Source organism: Agrobacterium sp. NPDC090273 (assembly GCF_044772305.1).
Classification (GTDB): domain Bacteria; phylum Pseudomonadota; class Alphaproteobacteria; order Rhizobiales; family Rhizobiaceae; genus Agrobacterium.
In genome coordinates, this window is record NZ_JBIVYN010000005.1 from 201,062 (window position 1) to 217,716 (window position 16,655).

Annotated in this window: 18 protein-coding genes and 1 pseudogene; 9 read left to right on the forward strand and 10 right to left on the reverse strand. The window is 56.9% G+C overall.

Annotated features, from left to right (window positions below; translation table 11 throughout):
• The first annotated feature begins 14 nt into the window (after nucleotides 1–14).
• The 5 genes from ACIQT8_RS15270 (at nucleotide 15) to ACIQT8_RS15290 (ending at nucleotide 4,000) form a co-directional block, all read left to right on the forward strand.
• Nucleotides 15–584 (forward strand): recombinase family protein, encoded by a 570-nt coding sequence (locus ACIQT8_RS15270; protein ID WP_400966713.1) that lies wholly within the window; start codon nucleotides 15–17, stop codon nucleotides 582–584.
• A gap of 324 nt (nucleotides 585–908) precedes the next feature.
• Entirely contained in the window at nucleotides 909–1,211 is a 303-nt protein-coding gene (locus ACIQT8_RS15275) for a hypothetical protein (RefSeq protein ID WP_400966716.1), read from the forward strand.
• A gap of 1 nt (nucleotide 1,212) precedes the next feature.
• Nucleotides 1,213–2,223, forward strand: coding sequence for a tyrosine-type recombinase/integrase (locus ACIQT8_RS15280; protein ID WP_400966719.1), 1,011 nt, complete (start codon nucleotides 1,213–1,215; stop codon nucleotides 2,221–2,223).
• A 370-nt stretch (nucleotides 2,224–2,593) separates the two neighbouring features.
• Nucleotides 2,594–3,115, forward strand: a complete 522-nt coding sequence (locus ACIQT8_RS15285) for a hypothetical protein (RefSeq protein WP_400966722.1) — start codon at nucleotides 2,594–2,596, stop codon at nucleotides 3,113–3,115.
• A 375-nt stretch (nucleotides 3,116–3,490) separates the two neighbouring features.
• A complete protein-coding gene (locus ACIQT8_RS15290; RefSeq protein WP_400966725.1) occupies nucleotides 3,491–4,000 on the forward strand; it encodes a ribonuclease H in 510 nt (169 codons plus the stop codon).
• A 336-nt stretch (nucleotides 4,001–4,336) separates the two neighbouring features.
• Here the strand turns inward: ACIQT8_RS15290 and ACIQT8_RS15295 are convergent.
• The 10 genes and pseudogenes from ACIQT8_RS15295 to rsmI all read right to left on the reverse strand — a co-directional run.
• A pseudogene (locus ACIQT8_RS15295) lies at nucleotides 4,337–4,978 on the reverse strand (magnesium chelatase domain-containing protein); the annotation flags it as partial.
• Nucleotides 4,979–5,168: 190 nt separating this feature from the next.
• On the reverse strand, nucleotides 5,169–6,128 hold the full coding sequence (gene gshB / locus ACIQT8_RS15300) for a glutathione synthase (protein WP_400966728.1): 960 nt from the start codon (nucleotides 6,126–6,128) through the stop codon (nucleotides 5,169–5,171).
• 111 nt (nucleotides 6,129–6,239) lie between these two features.
• On the reverse strand, nucleotides 6,240–6,752 hold the full coding sequence (locus tag ACIQT8_RS15305; RefSeq protein WP_138794346.1) for a cupin domain-containing protein: 513 nt from the start codon (nucleotides 6,750–6,752) through the stop codon (nucleotides 6,240–6,242).
• 108 nt (nucleotides 6,753–6,860) lie between these two features.
• Entirely contained in the window at nucleotides 6,861–7,961 is a 1,101-nt protein-coding gene (locus ACIQT8_RS15310) for a sn-glycerol-3-phosphate import ATP-binding protein UgpC (RefSeq protein ID WP_400966732.1), read from the reverse strand.
• 11 nt (nucleotides 7,962–7,972) lie between these two features.
• Nucleotides 7,973–8,815, reverse strand: a complete 843-nt coding sequence (gene ugpE / locus ACIQT8_RS15315; RefSeq protein ID WP_138794344.1) for a sn-glycerol-3-phosphate ABC transporter permease UgpE — start codon at nucleotides 8,813–8,815, stop codon at nucleotides 7,973–7,975.
• A gap of 18 nt (nucleotides 8,816–8,833) precedes the next feature.
• Complete coding sequence (locus ACIQT8_RS15320) at nucleotides 8,834–9,805, reverse strand: ABC transporter permease subunit (protein WP_262523963.1); 972 nt, start codon at nucleotides 9,803–9,805, stop codon at nucleotides 8,834–8,836.
• A gap of 77 nt (nucleotides 9,806–9,882) precedes the next feature.
• Complete coding sequence (locus ACIQT8_RS15325) at nucleotides 9,883–11,181, reverse strand: extracellular solute-binding protein (protein ID WP_138794343.1); 1,299 nt, start codon at nucleotides 11,179–11,181, stop codon at nucleotides 9,883–9,885.
• 144 nt (nucleotides 11,182–11,325) lie between these two features.
• Nucleotides 11,326–11,886, reverse strand: coding sequence for a sugar O-acetyltransferase (locus ACIQT8_RS15330; RefSeq protein WP_400966737.1), 561 nt, complete (start codon nucleotides 11,884–11,886; stop codon nucleotides 11,326–11,328).
• Between the two features lie 11 nt (nucleotides 11,887–11,897).
• On the reverse strand, nucleotides 11,898–12,266 hold the full coding sequence (locus ACIQT8_RS15335) for a YraN family protein (protein ID WP_262523957.1): 369 nt from the start codon (nucleotides 12,264–12,266) through the stop codon (nucleotides 11,898–11,900).
• Entirely contained in the window at nucleotides 12,256–13,128 is an 873-nt protein-coding gene (gene rsmI, locus ACIQT8_RS15340) for a 16S rRNA (cytidine(1402)-2'-O)-methyltransferase (RefSeq protein WP_400967168.1), read from the reverse strand. The genes ACIQT8_RS15335 and rsmI overlap by 11 nt, the downstream gene beginning before the upstream one ends.
• A 311-nt stretch (nucleotides 13,129–13,439) precedes the next feature.
• Here rsmI and dnaN point away from each other — a divergent pair, with 311 nt between their 5' ends.
• From dnaN to pyrF, 4 genes are all read left to right on the forward strand, one after another.
• Nucleotides 13,440–14,558 (forward strand): DNA polymerase III subunit beta, encoded by a 1,119-nt coding sequence (dnaN, locus tag ACIQT8_RS15345; protein WP_138794339.1) that lies wholly within the window; start codon nucleotides 13,440–13,442, stop codon nucleotides 14,556–14,558.
• A 191-nt stretch (nucleotides 14,559–14,749) separates the two neighbouring features.
• Nucleotides 14,750–15,343 carry a phospholipid N-methyltransferase PmtA gene (gene pmtA, locus ACIQT8_RS15350; protein WP_138794338.1) on the forward strand — a complete coding sequence of 198 codons (594 nt, stop codon included), beginning with the start codon at nucleotides 14,750–14,752 and terminating at the stop codon, nucleotides 15,341–15,343.
• Between the two features lie 15 nt (nucleotides 15,344–15,358).
• Nucleotides 15,359–15,940, forward strand: coding sequence for a histidine phosphatase family protein (locus ACIQT8_RS15355; RefSeq protein ID WP_400966742.1), 582 nt, complete (start codon nucleotides 15,359–15,361; stop codon nucleotides 15,938–15,940).
• Nucleotides 15,941–15,944: 4 nt separating this feature from the next.
• Nucleotides 15,945–16,652 carry an orotidine-5'-phosphate decarboxylase gene (gene pyrF / locus ACIQT8_RS15360; protein WP_138794336.1) on the forward strand — a complete coding sequence of 236 codons (708 nt, stop codon included), beginning with the start codon at nucleotides 15,945–15,947 and terminating at the stop codon, nucleotides 16,650–16,652.
• The last annotated feature ends 3 nt before the right edge of the window (nucleotides 16,653–16,655 follow it).

Consider the following 16,655-nt stretch of genomic DNA (forward strand, 5'->3'; position numbering starts at 1 on the left):
AGGGGATAGTGCACATGGGGGCCATCGTAGGATACGCACGAGTTAGCTCGACAGGGCAGGATTATCAGACTCAGGTAGACAGGCTCAACGCCGCAGGGGCCACAAAGATATTCAGTGAGAAGCAGTCGGGCCTTGACGATGACCGGCCAGAGCTAGGCAAGTGCCTCGACTATGTTCGGGAAGGCGACACGCTGATCGTGACCAAGCTTGACCGCCTCGCACGTTCCGCCTCGCACCTTCATCAGATCGTTGACAAGCTCAACGGGGAGGGCGTGGGCTTCAAGGTCTTGGATGACGCCAGCCTCGATACGACGACGCGCACGGGTAAACTGGTTTTCGGCATTCTCGCCAGTATTGCCCAGTTTGAAACCGAGCTTCGGAAAGAACGCCAGATGGAGGGCATCGCCAAGGCGAAGGCGAAGGCGGAGAAAGCCGGAGAAAAGTGGATCACCGGACGCCCCGTGTCGCTCAACCATGACGAAATTCGGAAGCTCCGGGCGGATGGAATGTCAGTTCGGCAGATTGCCGCTGAGGTTGGCTGCTCGTCGTCCGCAGTCCAAAAGGTATTGAAGGCGGGAGCATAAACATGGAACTGTTGCCTTGGTTGGTCATCGTGCCGGTGGCTCTTGCTGGGCTCTGGGGCGTCTACGACACGTTCTTTAGATGGTGAGCGGGGTGCGACATTCTGTCTGTATCATCCCCGTAATGGGGCCATTGGTGACGCTGAAAATACCCTTTTGCCAGACCATTCAGGCGGCGCCCGCGTTCCTGTAATGGGACGACTTTCCCCGAACTCATCCCACTATAGAGACCGTCCCGATAGTGGGTCATCTATCTGATTTTAATCAATAAAATTGTCTGACAAACATCGCTCTACATGATTTCCATGAACATGAAGGAGTGAAAGAATGTATTGCGGTGGCGCGGGCCTCGACAGCTTGATTGGGGTGCTTGATCCTCTTGAAGACGCAGCCAAGAAGATCGGCGGACCGGCACGGTTTGCCGTGAAGGCCGCAATAGACGTGATCGATCAAGCATTCCAGATGGCAAGTATGTTGGCGTTCGGCAAGGATGCTGACTCTCCTGATGTCCGGGTGGCGTTCCTGTTCGCTGTAGGGAAGTTGTCGCAGGTTCGCTCCATTTTCGAGCTACCGGATGAGGGCCCGGAAGCGCGGTATCTGGAAATCCTCAACGGCAACTGGGAGGACTGACATGGCCCGCCAACGTGGAAACTTTTGGCTGGCTGACGTTCGCACACCGGACGGTGGACGCATTCGCAAGTCATTCAAGACGCGAGATGCCGCAGAGGAATGGGAAGGCAAGGCCCGTGAAGCCGCCCTCATGGGGAAGCCGCTGCCACCAGTGTTCGTCACCGAGAAAGCCCGCACAACCACCGACCTCAACCTCCTCGGAAACCTCTACAACCACGTTTGCCGCACCGAATGGGGCTCGTCGCGATCTGGCGTCGGCCTGAAACGGAACGGGAAGCATGTCGTTGAGTATTTCGGGAAGAACAAAGACATTTCCGAGATCACTCCAGCCGAAGCCGCCGAAATGAAGGTCCATTTCTCGGAGAAGGGGCTGGCTCCAGCGACCGTCAACCGCAAGCTGGCCGCGCTGTCAAAGATGCTGCGTGTCGCCAAGGACAACGGCCTCGTGGTCACTCTGCCTCGTCTCCGGTGGAATAAGGTCGAACAGACCAAGTTCCGGTATCTAGATGACAAGGAGGAGAAGGCCCTGCTTGCCTACTGGGAAGTGCGAGGGTTCCACGACCTCCACGACCTGACCGTCCTCCTGATCGACACCGGAGCAAGTTGCTTCTCCGAAATGATCCCCGTCAAATGGGATGCCTTCGGGCCGGGAATGAAGACGGTGACTTTCTGGCACACCAAGACAGGCAAGCCGCGCACCGTTCCGCTCACCAAGCGTTGCCAAGCGATCCTCAAGCAAAGGAGAAGTGTGCAGTCGAAGGGACCTTTTGACGGATTTGAGGACGGTGCCATGAGGAGTCGGTGGGATGTCATGCGGGCTGACCTTTGTATGGCTGACGTGACGCCGCATACGTTGCGACATACGTGTTGCACACGGTTGGTTCTTGGTGGCGTTGACGTGAAGCGGGTTATGGAATGGATGGGGCATTCGGCCATCGTCACGACTATGCGTTACATGCAGATCAAACCGACCTCCCTTGAGGAGATCGTGCATGTGCTGGAAGCGCAGTAGGGGGCGATGCCAATTACACCCTCGTTAAGGACAATTCGCTTGATCCGCCGATTTTGGGTGTCCGCTTCGGGGGGCGTTCCCGTCCGCCCATCTGTTAACCCCGCCATCGTGCCTCCTGACGCTTTCGGCATCAATGCTGGAGCAGGACGACTGGGGCAAGTACTCACGAACAGTACTAGGTCTTCTTCCCGACAGCGGCTGTCTGTCTGCTCGACCATTCCGAGAAGGCTAAATCCGATTTAGGCGCAAGGGACGTCGCGAACGCCCCGCCAACCTCAGAGCCACCAAATCACACGACATGCAGCCCTCGGTTCAACGCCGGGGACGTTTTCCCATTAGGTCCACGAACGGCCATCGAAAGGTTCCAATCATGAAGACAAATGTCAATCTCAAGCCCCCCGCTTATCACCCCGTCCTTGACGAAATCCGCGACCAGACGGGCGTCTGGCATACCGGCTGGCTCCCGTTCGGAAAACTTGCCGACCTCATTGGAACCACGACAGCGGACCTTCTGCGACGGCTGGTAATTCTCGGTGTTGTAGAACATCGTGAAGGCCGTCACCGGCTGACCAAATGGGCCAAGCGAAAGAGCTATGGGACTATCTATCGGCGTAAGGGCAACGGTAATTTACCACGCCTTGAGGTGGATGTTATCCTGCCGCAGGGCATGGTTCTCGTCGTCAGGAACCTTGCGGCCACCAATCTGCCGCTGACTGAAACTGAACGCCTCCGCAATGAGGGCTTGTCGTTGCGCTCCATTGCCGTTCGGCAAGGCATCACGCTTCGGGCTGTGCAAAAGCGCCTTGAGGCCATACCGCCAAAGCTCCAGAATTGGCCGATTGTCGGTACTTGGGAAGATGACACTGACGACCTGTCCGCATGTGCTGTTTGACGGACAATTCTGCTGAAAGCCTTATTTTGCAGGGGTTTTGTGACTACCTTTCCGCTATTACTATAGTTGCCGATATGGCGCTTCCTCTCCCATCAGCAGTCCAGTGCCATATTAGTTGACCTGTCCACCCTTCTGCAAACCTCGTTCCGAGGACGACAGAAACGCACGGCACGCGGGCTAAACATGCCCCTCGGTGGATATTTTCTTCCTGTCTATGAATAAAGACAGAGAAGGTCTTTCCACCCATCTATCCCGTCAGACATCGGTCTTCTCGACCTTACTTCCCACCGTCATTCGACATCACCCGTAAGTTCACCAAGACATCCTCCTGTCTTCGGAATCGTCCCTCCATGTCTTCACGCCAGAAAGGCCCGTATGAACAACCTTGAAAGCCAACCTCACATCCTCATTTATACCGATGGCTCCTGTCACGGAAATCCCGGTCCCGGAGGCTTCGCCGCCACGCTCCGTCGCATCACTGCCGATGGTGCAGAACTGAAATACCGCCGTGTCGTGGGCTTTGAACCGGATCATACCACCAACATTCCCATGGAAATGACAGCGGTCGCCTCGGCGCTCGGATGTTTGCAAGCGGGTGAACCGCTTCCTGTGATCGTCCGTCCTGACCTCAAATTGATCTACGACGCAATGACCAAATGGGTTCCTGGCTGGATCGCGAACGGCTGGCGTAAGGGTGATGGCAAGTCCGTCTCAAACTGCGATCTTTGGAAACAGATCATCACTGTCGCCGAGGGGAAGACCATCATTTGGGATTGGGTGAAGGGCCACGCTGGCGGCCCACGGAATGAGGAAGTTGACCACCTCGCGGGAAAGCAGACCAAGTTAGCGCGTAGCAAAGCCGCAGAGATCATGTTCGCGGTCTGACACAGCAACGAACAACACCGTATCTTACAGCCTCGTCATTTCCGGCGGGGCTTTTTCATTTGGAGAAGAGTTTGGATAATCGCCTCGCAACCGCCATCATCTGGGAAGCCGAACAGACCCACTCGTCATTCCACATATCATGCCAAACTGCGTGAGCCTCGTCGAAGGACAGGATTTTTGCGGCGTCATTTCGTGCTGCTAGATCGAGATCAAAGATGTAAAATTCCAGATTACGGCAGTTATTTCTCTCAATTTTTCAACATCCAATCGAGGCCCTGCCGGGAAACTGGCGAGGCCTCTGTTTTTTGCGGAATGTGGGTCTTTTGTTCACAATGGGAGGAGATTGTGCCCACCTGCGGCAGCGACCTCCAGCGCACGTTTGGCGCTTTCCTGCCCTTTGATATCGGCAAGATCAGGGAGATTGGCCGGGTTGCTGCGGATGGCCGGCTGCGGCCTGGAGAGATGCTGCGTACCGCGAAAATGATTGGCAAGCGCTATCAGGCTGCGCGGCGCCAGAATGTCGATATCTGCCCCGGCCCAGGCCGCTTCCGGACCGCTTTCGGCCGGACATATGAGCCCCTTGCCTTGAACATTGGCAGCGATAGCTGCGGGCAAAGCACCGGCAACCGCACCGATGGTGCCGTCGAGGTTCAGTTCGCCCAACACCAGATAGCCATTCAGCGCATCCGAAGGAATTGCTCCCAGTGCCGCCATCAGGCCAAGGGCGATGGGGAGATCGAAATGCGACCCCTCCTTGGGCAGATCGGCAGGTGCGAGGTTTACGGTGACTTTCTTGGCAGGGAGCGCAAGTCCGGAGGCATGCAACGCCGCCTGTACCCGCTCCCGGCTTTCGGCAACGGCCTTATCTGGCAGACCGACGATATTGATGCCGACCCTGCCCGGCGCCACCATCACCTGCACTTCAACAGGCACGCCCTCGATACCCTGAAAAGCAACCGTACAAACTCTTGCAACCATGGTCCGCCCCCGCAAACCAGCTACATCAACGAGGCCTTATGCCCCGTCCAGCAGCCAACCGCGGGGAGCCTGCCACAGCGCACACAATAAAACAAGAACATTAAGAGAACAAATACCGCAGCCGACGTTCAGGCCGGATGCGGAGTTTTGCGTGACACAGGTTGCATCAGCACGCCGAACGACGGCCTGTTCAGAGATCCTGCGCTTCGCGCTTTTTCTCGATCGCGTCCCAGAGGAGGCTTGCGACGTCGGCCCCGCCGAACTTTCTGACTTCCCGGATACCGGTTGGCGAGGTCACGTTGATTTCGGTCATGTAGTCGCCAATGACATCGATACCGACAAAAAGGAAACCGCGCTCGCGAAGTGCCGGACCAATCCGCGCGCAAATTTCTTTTTCACGCGTCGTCAGCTCGGTCGGCTCGGGACGGCCACCGGCATGCATGTTGGAGCGGGCATCATTTTCCGCAGGCACGCGGTTGATAGCCCCCACCGGCTCACCATCTACCAGCAGGATACGCTTGTCGCCCTGTCTTACGTCCGGCAGATATTGCTGGGCGATATAGGGCTCGCGGAACATCTGTCCGAACATTTCCAGAAGCGACGAGAAATTGCGATCATCACGCGCCGAATGGAAGACGCCTGCACCGCCATTGCCATAAAGCGGCTTGAGAATGATATCGCCCATCTCCTGGCGGAAGCGGGCAATCTCTGCACCATCCTTGGTAATCAGCGTTGCTGGCATAAGATCGGCAAATTCGGTCACGAAGATCTTTTCGGGCGAATTGCGCACCCAGGCAGGATCGTTCACCACCAGCGTCTTCGGGTGAATACGCTCCAGAAGATGCGTCGAGGTGATGTATGCCATGTCGAAGGGAGGGTCCTGTCGCAGATGGATGACATCCATCGTCGACAGATCAACACGCTCCGGTTCGGAAAGCGAAAAATGATCGCCGTTGATATCCCGCAGTTCCATCTGCTCGACCGTGGCGTAAATCTTGCCGTCGCGCATGGAGAGACGATCCGGCGTATAATGGAACAGGCGGTATCCACGCGCCTGGGCCTCAAGGCTCATCGCGAAAGTGGAGTCACCGGCAATGTTGATGCCGGACACATGATCCATCTGGATCGCGACGTTCTTGATCTTCGCCATGCAAAAGTCCCTCTTAGAAAGCCCGAAAGATGTAGGGCAGCAGGCCTTCAAAGGCAACTGCTGCACGACGGTCGTTCTGTGAGTTTTATTGAACTTTCACACGGGCGCTGGTCATGCCGCCAGAGAATAAGAACGACGGGAGAAAAGCTTGTTCTTGACGCGGTATGCGAACGCCAATGCGGTGGGGAACGGGCGGCGCATGAAGGCAACCTTGCGGACATAATTGTCGACCCGCCATGTGGCCCATGTTCCGGCGCGGAAGTATGCGACGTCGCCAACACGCAGAATGCTGACCGTGCCGTCTTCAGCCGTTACATGTACCTCACCTTCAAGGATGTAGACGGTTTCGTCCCAACCGAAGAACCAACGGAACTCACCCGCCGTGCAATCCCACATGGCCGTGCTGGAGGCGCGGTCACCGCTTCTGGAGTGGTCGGCTGCGCGCGCCTGCGGATTACCGGCGATGATCCATTCCGGATTAATAGGCGCAGACTGCAGCCGCAAATCCGTGCAGGATGCACTGACGACTGCGTCATCTTTTCCCTGCCGCAAATAGGCTGGCAGCAGTGGTACCGTGCGGATCGCCATCGTTGCGGCAGCGGCAAACATCATTTTGAAGGACATATCAGAAAACCCCCGTAAAATATTGGAGGTGTTTTATCAGCGGGACCGTAACGAACCGGTTTGAGCAATCGGCACAATTTTAATGATTGCGCCGATTTTTACTTGTTATCAGGCCATCTGCAATTGGGCGTGCGAGGACGGTGCCTGCTCGCTCGTGCGGTTCAGACGTTTACCGGTTTCGGACGAGAAGAAATGCAGCTTCTCTGGTGCAATCGACAGCGGCAGCGTGGCGGGAACGTCGATATCCGGCGGGAAAACGACCGTCAGTGTCTGGTCCCCGATCGTGCCGTGGACGAGACGCTGGGAGCCCAGTTCCTCAATGTAGTCGACCCGCAGGGAAAAGCCCTGTTCGCCGTCTGCAGCCAAACGGAAGTCCTCGGCGCGCATGCCGACTGTCACCGGACCCGAGGCAGGCGAAAAGCCATTGAGCGAAAGCAGTGACGGACCGATTGCCAGGCAATTGCCATGCAGTTCCCCCTTCAACAGGTTCATGGCAGGCGAACCGATGAAACTCGCGACAAAGGTCGACGCAGGCGTGTGATAAACCTCGAGCGGTGAGCCGATCTGCTCGATGCGGCCAGCATTCAGAACGACCAGGCGATCCGCCAGCGTCATGGCCTCAAGCTGATCATGGGTTACATAAATTGACGTGGTGCCGAGACGCTTCTGCAGGCGCTTGATCTCACCGCGCATGGAAACGCGCAGCTTGGCATCAAGGTTGGAAAGCGGCTCATCGAACAGAAACGCTGCGGGCTTGCGCACGATGGCGCGACCCATGGCGACGCGCTGACGCTGACCACCCGACAGAGCGCGCGGTTTGCGCTCAAGATAAGGTTCAAGCTGCAGCATGCGGGCAGCCTCAGCAACGCGAGCTTCGATTTCCGCCTTGGGTGTCTTGCGGTTTTTCAGGCCGTATTCGAGATTTTCGCGTACGGACATGTGCGGATAAAGCGCATAGTTCTGAAAGACCATGGCGATATCTCGATCGGCCGGGTCGACAGTGTTAACCGCACGATCGCCAATCTTCACCGTCCCTTCGGAAATGTCCTCAAGGCCGGCGACCATGCGCAGCAGCGTGGATTTCCCGCAACCGGACGGGCCGACAAGCACGATGAACTCACCGTCGGCAATGTCGATGTCGACATGATGGACGGCACGCACGCCGCCTGCGTAGTCCTTGCAGACCTGACTGATTTCAATGGAAGCCATTTCTGATTCCTTTACTTGTCGCTTTCGGTGAGGCCCTTGATGAACCAGCGCTGGAAGATGACGACGATCAGCACCGGCGGCAGCATGGCCAGAACGGCGAGCGCGAAAGCTTCGTTATAATCGGGGATTTGCGAACCGACCCAGACCTGCAGGATCGACTTGATGCCACGCATCAGGGTGAAGAAGCTCTCATCCGTCGTCATCAGCATGGGCCAGAGATACTGGTTCCATCCGTAGACGAACATGATGATGAAGATTGCCGCCATCATCGTCCGTGACAGGGGCACAAGCACGTCGATGAAGAACTTCACCGGGCCGGCGCCGTCGATGCGGGCAGCCTCGAGAAGCTCTTCCGGAACCGACTTGAAGAACTGACGGAAGTAGAACGTGCCGGTCGCCGATGCCAGAAGCGGTACGATGAGGCCGGTGTAAGAGTTCAGGAGTCCGAGTTTGCTCATCACCTCGTAGGACGGCATGATACGCACTTCGAGCGGCAGCAGCAGCGTCGTGAAGATGATCCAGAAGGCAAGCGTGGCAAACCGGAAGCGGAAATAGACGATGGCGTAAGCGGCGGTCATGGACAGTACGATCTTGCCGACAGCAAAACCGATGCCGAGGATCAGCGAGTTCATCACCATGCTGAGACCGGTGATCTGGCCGGTGAAGCCGCCCTTCTGGGTCAGCACCTTTTCATAGGTACCGACCATGTTGTCTCCGGGAACGATCATCAGGCCGTTTCGGTGAATTTCTGCGGCCTCATGGGTCGACGTCATGAACGCGACAATCACCGGAACGATCAGAAAGAGCGCGCCAAGAATGAGGATCAGGTGGTCGAGGGGTTTTGTCTTGTGCATTGGTCTATGTCCCCGCGATCACGTGTAGTGGATGCGCTTCTCGAGGAAGCGGAACTGGATGATGGTGAGCACGAAAACGACCAGCATCAGAATGACCGACTGGGCCGATGAACTGCCGATGTCGTTGCCGCGGAAGCCGTCCATGAAGACCTTGTAGACAAGCGTGATCGGGTTGTTGGCCGGCTTGTCCTTCACCATCACGTCGATCACGCCAAAGGTGTCGAAAAGCGCGTAGGTGATGTTGATGATCAGCAGGAAGAAGGCTGTCGGCGCAAGGAGCGGCAGGGTGACCGTCCAGAAACGGCGAAAACCGGATCGGCAGTCGATCGTGGCTGCTTCGCGCACGGAAACCGGAACGCCCTGAAGGCCAGACAGGAAGAATATGAAATTGTAGGGTATCTGCTTCCAGACAGCGACGACGATCATGGCGAAAGCGGTGTCGTAATAATTCAGACCAACGCGCATGTCCCAACCGAACCAGGACGCCAGTTTCACAAAGGGACCGATATGCTGGTCGAAGAACATCATGCCGATCAGGCCGGCGACCGGTGGAGCGATCGCATAAACAGAGATCAGCAAGGTCTTGTAGGTCGAGCTCCCGCGGATGACCGCATCGGCCTTGACCGCGAGCAGCAGCCCCAGCGCAAGCGAAAAGAAGGTAACAAGCACGGTGAAGACAACCGTGAACTTGGCGATACCAAGATATTCAGGGCTGAACATCACGTCCCAATAGTTGCTCATGCCAACGAAAGTCGAGCCGAAACCAAAGGGGTCTTCGATGTAGAACGAAGACTGCACCGCCTGAACGGACGGCCAGTAGAAGAAGATGAAGATCACCGCGAGTTGCGGCGCCAGGAAAAGATAAGGAACGTAGGACGACGAGAACTGGACACGCTTGGCGCCAGCCTGCTCGACCGGCGCTTTCTTGGCGCCCGCTGACAAACCGGGGATAAACCGGCTCAAACGAGGTTGTGAAGGAGTATAGGCCACGCGCGGTCCCCTATCGAGAATGGGACCCCCTTCGTGTGAAGGAGGCCCCTGTTGGTTTCACAGTCCGTAAGGGCTCATCAGCCAGCGGTCTTTGCGAAGCGCGCGAGAAGCTCGTTGCCTTCCTTCTCGATGGTTTCGAAGCCCTGCTTCACAGTGGTTTCACCAGCGAAAATGCGGTTGTATTCGCGCTCCATGATCGAGCGGATCTGCGGGTAGAAGCCAAGGCGGTAACCCTTGGACCATTCGCCGCCCGGCAGCATGAGCTGCTTGATACCAACTTCGGCAACAGGCTCCTTCTCATAGTAGCCTTCCTTCTTGGCCAGCTCGTAAGCGGCTTCAGTGATGGCGACGTAACCGGTTGCCTGGTGGTAGAACTTCTGGATCTCAGGCGAGGTCAGGAACTGGAAGAAGTCGGCAACGCACTTGTTTTCCGCATCAGACTTGCCAGACATTGCGAACAGAGCTGCACCACCGATGAAGGTGTTGGTGCCGGCACCCTTAATCGAGCTCCAGTAAGGCAGGAAATCAGCCGAGAACGGCATGGTTGCGGTCTTCTTCAGGCCACCGAACGAACCGGACGAACCGATCCACATGGCAACCTTGCCTTCTTCAAACGGCTTCTGGTTGTCGTTCCAGCCTGCGCCGTAATAACCGAAGTAACCTTCATCCTTCCAGGTCTTCAGCTTTTCGAACATCATGACGAGGTTCGGGTCGGTCAGCTTCATCTCGGTGCCGGCAACGCTGTCGTAACCGTTGTTGTTCGTGGCGAACTGCAGGTTCTGGCGCGAGAAGAAGTTTTCAGTGAACTGCCATGTGAGCTGCGAAGCGGTAAGCGCGGTGTAGCCGGCTTCCTTCAGCTTCGGCGCGATGGTTTCAAACTCTTCCCAGGTCTTCGGAACCGAAACGCCGGCCTTCTTGAAGGCTTCCTGGTTGATGTACATGATCGGCGCGGACGAGTTAAACGGCATGCCGACGAACTTGCCATCAGCAGCAGCGTAGAAATAACGAACGCCGTTGATGAAGGCGTCACGTTCAAACTTGTAACCAGCCTTGTTGATCAGGTCTTCTGCCGGAATGACGGCGCCCTTGGCGTTGATGATGGTGGCAGCGCCAGCATCAAAGACCTGAAGGATGTTCGGCTGTTCGCCAGAACGGAAAGCAGCGATGCCGCTTGCCAGCGCTTCTTCGTAAGAGCCCTTGGAAACCGGCGTCAGCGCGCACTCTTTCTGGGCTTCATTGAATTTCTGCGAAACTTCGTTGATGACTTCGCCGTTACGACCGCCCATGCCGTGCCACCAGGTAATGTTGGTAGCAGCCATGGAAGACGTTGCGGATACACTGACGGCCATCACAGCCATGGAAAATTTCTTGATCATCTTTTCGATCCTCTACCGCCCGTGGTTGGGTGAGGATGCGAATAGGCTTGTTCCGTGACGGGACTTTTACAGTTTTATTGCAGATTTGTTACACACCACCATGACGTGATGCGTTCGTTCGGCAAAAGCACGAAATGCGGCTGCTCAGGCAATTTTGTGCTGAACCGCACGCGCTGGATTACCAACCACGGTTGTAGCTGGCGCGACGTCCCTGGTGACCACGGAACCGGCACCGACGATGGCACCATCACCAATGGTAACGCCGGCTAAGATGATGGCGCCGCCGCCGATCCAGACGTCCTTGCCAATGGTCACCGGCTTGGCGATCTCGATGCCTTTCGATCGCAAAACCGTATCCTTGTGGTGTTCGGCACAATAGATCTGCACGCCCGGCCCAAGCATGGAGCCGTCGCCAATCTGCACAGGTGCAGAATCGAGAATGGCGCAGCCGGCGTTCAGATAGACGTTGTCGCCAAGGGTAATATTGAAACCATAGCTGCAATGAAACGGCGCTTCGATGAACGCACTTGCCGAAGCGGAGGAAAAAAGCGACCGCAGCAACGGCGCCATTGAGGCGCGCTCATCCGGTGGCATCGTATTGTGCTGATGAACAGCGCGGCGAGCCATTTTTCGCAAAGCGTCGAGCTCATCGTCCAGACAAGAATACCATTCGCCAGCAGCCATTTTTTCCCGTTCACCGGACATGGTGTTTCCTCTTAAAACGCATCGACAAAGTGTCTCGGCAGGCGACGCGGCATGACGGCAACGATATCGAACCGCACGGAAAGCTCGCTGAAATCCTTGCGACGGGACAGCCAGATATCGGCAGCGGCACGAATGCGCTGCTGTGAATGCCAGCCGACCGCGTCGACGGCGCCATTGACCGAGCGCCTCGCCTTGACCTCAATGATGGCAACGACATTTTTCTTGCGCGCAACGAGATCGATTTCTCCGAGACGCGTTCGGTAACGAATGGCGAGAATGCGGTAACCCTTGAGCATGAGATAAAGCGCCGCCCAGTATTCGGCGGTGTGGCCGCGCCGTTCAGCGCGCCGTCTTTTCCTCTCAAGCGGCTCACTTGCCATCAGCATCCTTCATATCAAGAAGCCGCTGGTAAAGCTCCTTGCGCGGAAGGCCCGTAAGCTTTGCCGCCTCGCCGGCTGCCTTGGCGGCGGGCATGGTGGAAACCAGATCCTTCAGCAGCTTTTCGACATCCTCGATATCTGGAATTTCATCGTAGGAAGGGGGTTCGATGAGCAGCACGATTTCGCCCTTCACAACGCGACCATCATCATAATAGTCGGCCAGCTCACCCAATGTGCCGCGTCGGAATTCCTCGAAGGTCTTGGTCAGTTCGCGACACACGACCGCGCGGCGATCCCGACCCAGCACCTCCGAGGCAACTTTCACCGTTGCGGCAATGCGATGTGGCGATTCAAAGAAGATCAGCGTCGCAGGGATCTTTGCCAGTTCCGAAAAACGGTCTCGCTTGCCACGATCCTTGACGGGCAGAAAACCTGCAAACAGAAAGGCATCACTTGGCATGCCCGATCCAACGAGGGCGGCGAGCGGTGCCGATGCACCCGGAATTGGAACGACGCGATGACCTGCTTCAAGGGCCAGTTGACCAAGACGATATCCAGGGTCGGATACCAGCGGCGTTCCTGCATCGGAAACGAGCGCCACCGATTTTCCAGCTTCAAGCGCTGCAATCAGCTTTGGCCCGGCTTCCTGCGCATTGTGCTCATGATAGGCGATGGGACGCGTACGAATGCAGTAACGCTCCAGCAGAACGCGGGTAACGCGGGTATCCTCGCAGGCCAGAACATCGGCCGACGCCAGGGTTTCCAACGCACGCAAGGTGATGTCGCCAAGATTTCCGATCGGCGTGGCAACCAGATAGAGCGCGGATTCAATTGGCCGTGCCGGAACAGTTGCCGTCCCTATCCTGAAACTCTTCGCAGCACTGTTGCTACCGCTGTGGGATACGTCTTCCGTCACACGCCATTCCAATCCTTGGTATTTTCAACCCTTTATGGGGAATAGAAAACCGGCGAACAAGGCCCAAGAGCCACCCTAACCTGTGGATCGAGCTGTATAGCACCAAAATGAAACGTTGAGGGCTCACTCGCCTCTTGCATTTTCGGCAATAACTCTGCCATTTTGCCCGTCCACATCATCCGGCTTCCCGGCCGGACATGACTCTTTTTGCCGATCCGGCGGCGGCCGGGTCGCAACGGTTGAAAGCGGTAGCGTCCATGCGTATTACTCTTGAGCGGTCCAACCTTCTGAAATCGCTGAACCACGTCCACCGGGTCGTCGAGCGTCGCAATACGATTCCGATCCTCTCCAACGTGCTTTTGCGCGCTTCCGGCGCCAATCTCGACATGAAGGCGACGGACCTCGATCTGGAAATCACTGAAGCAACCCCTGCGATGGTCGAGCAGGCTGGCGCGACGACCGTTCCGGCACATCTGCTTTACGAAATCGTCCGCAAACTGCCAGATGGTTCCGAAGTGCTTCTGGCCACCAATCCCGACGGTTCGACCATGACTGTCGCTTCCGGTCGCTCGAAATTCTCGCTGCAATGCCTGCCGGAAGGCGACTTCCCCGATCTGACTGCCGGCACCTTCAGCCACACCTTCAAGCTGAAAGCGACCGATCTGAAGATGCTGATCGATCGCACCCAGTTTGCGATTTCCACCGAGGAAACGCGCTATTATCTGAATGGCATTTTCTTCCACACCATCGAAAGCAAGGGCGACCTGAAGCTGCGCGCCGTGGCGACGGACGGCCACCGTCTGGCGCGTGCCGACGTGGATGCTCCCTCCGGTTCGGAAGGCATGCCCGGCATCATCATTCCGCGCAAGACCGTTGGCGAATTGCAGAAGCTGGTCGACAATCCGGAAATCGAAGTCACCGTCGAAGTCTCCGACGCCAAGATCCGCCTTACCATCGGCTCGATCGTCATGACGTCGAAGCTGATCGACGGAACATTCCCTGACTATCAGCGCGTCATCCCGACGAACAACGACAAGGAAATGCGCGTCGATTGCCAGACCTTCGCTCAGGCTGTTGACCGTGTATCGACCATCTCGTCCGAACGCGGCCGCGCTGTAAAACTCGCACTGACGGACGGTCAGTTGACGCTGACGGTGAACAACCCTGATTCGGGCAGCGCAACCGAAGAAGTCGCTGTCGGATATGAGCATGATTCGATGGAAATCGGCTTCAACGCCAAATATCTGCTCGACATCACGTCACAGCTCTCCGGTGAAGACGCGATCTTCCTTCTGGCGGATGCGGGCTCACCGACGCTCGTTCGCGACACTGCCGGTGACGATGCGCTCTATGTTTTGATGCCGATGCGCGTCTAAAACGACCAATTATCCTCAAAATCGATCGCAAGCGCCGAAGACCACGTCTCCGGCGCTTTTTTGTTTCGATTCGCGACTACACATCAGCGTGATCGAATTTTCCCAATTACGACATTTTGCCTTGTTTTTGCGGCAAATGGGGTCAACATTGCTGTGACCGTTTTTTGACAATGACCAAATCTGAGGGGACTATGGCTCTAAACCTGAAACAGCGCTTCGAAAGAAAATTTGAGGAAGAGATCCGGTTTTTCAAGGGGATGGTCAACCAGCCAAAGAAGGTCGGCGCTATTGTTCCAACCTCCTCGATCACCGCAAAGAAAATGGCGAGTGTCATCAACCCGCATTCAGGTTTGCCGGTTCTCGAACTCGGGCCTGGCACGGGCGTCATCACCAAAGCCATTCTGGCGCGCGGCATCAAGCCTGAAAACCTCACTGCAATTGAATATTCCAGCGACTTCTATCTGCAGCTTCTGAAGAGCTATCCTGGTGTGAACTTCGTCAACGGCGACGCCTTCGACCTCAACACAACGCTCGGCGCAGACAAAAGCCAGATGTTCGACTGTGTGATCTCAGCCGTGCCGATGCTGAACTTTCCGATGGCGGCGCGCATCAAGCTTCTCGACGAACTCCTGAACCGTATTCCCCACGGTCGCCCGGTCGTACAGATTTCCTATGGTCCGGTTTCCCCCATCGTGGCGCAACCCCACCTTTACCACATCCGCCATTTCGATTTTATCGTCCGCAATATTCCGCCTGCGCAATTGTGGACCTACACGCGCGCCTGACATATCGTCGGGCGCATGTTTGCGCTCTACATCACTCACCCTCAGGTCAAGATTGATCCCGACGTCCCCGTTCCCGAATGGGGACTGTCCGATCTCGGCGCGAAACGCGCCCTCAAGGCCAGCCGCCTGCCCTGGGCGCGGCGACTTGGTTGTATCGTTTCAAGCGAGGAGACCAAGGCGATCGAAACGGCCCGCATCCTCGCAGAGGCGAGCGGCGCACCTGTCCAGACAGTTGCGGCCATGCACGAGAACGATCGTTCGGCCACTGGCTTCCTGCCGCCGCCGGCGTTCGAAAAGGCCGCAGACTGGTTTTTCGCGCATCCAACCGAAAGTTTCCACGGATGGGAGCGTGCCGTGGATGCGCAAAACCGCATCGTTGCCGCTGTCGACGCCATTCTTGCAGATCATCCACCGGAGATAACGATCGCCTTTGTCGGCCACGGCGGCGTGGGAACGCTGCTGAAATGCCACCTCGCGCAGCAGCCGATCCGGCGCAGCCACGATCAGCCGGCTGGCGGGGGCAATCTTTTCGGTTTTTCCCTTGCGGACAGGCGCATCACATGCGACTGGACGGCAATGGAAACATGGCAGGGATAAGATAATGACCGCACGCGAACGCTTGATCGTCGGGCTCGACGTTCCGACTGTAAAAGAGGCCGAAAACATCGTTTCGAAGATCGGCGACGAAGTCCTCTTCTACAAGATCGGTTATCAGCTCGTGTTTGCCGGCGGACTGGAATTTGCGCGCGATCTCGCTCAGAGCGGCAAGAAGATCTTTCTCGACATGAAGCTTCTCGACATCGACAACACCGTCGCATCGGGTGTGGAAAACATTGCCAAGATGGGCATGTCGATGCTGACCCTGCACGCCTACCCGAAAGCGATGCGCGCCGCCGTCAAGGCTGCGGAAGGCTCCGGCCTATGCCTGCTTGGCGTCACGGTTCTGACCTCGATGGATGATGCGGACCTCACAGACGCCGGTTATGCATCGGATGCTCGTTCGCTCGTCCTTCGCCGTGCCCAGCAGGCGCGCGAAGCCGGAATGGGCGGCATCGTCTGTTCAGCCGAAGAATCCGGCGCTGTCCGTGAAATTCTCGGCCCTGATCTTGCAGTGGTTACACCCGGTATCCGTCCCGTCGGGGCTGACGCAGGCGATCAGAAGCGCGTGGTGACCCCTTATGATGCCATCAAGGCGGGCTCCAGCCATCTCGTCGTTGGCCGCCCGATCGTCAAAGCGGACGATCCGAAGGCAGCGGCCCGTGCCATTCTGGACGAAATGCTGCGCGCAAGCTTTCCGGCAAACAACTAAATC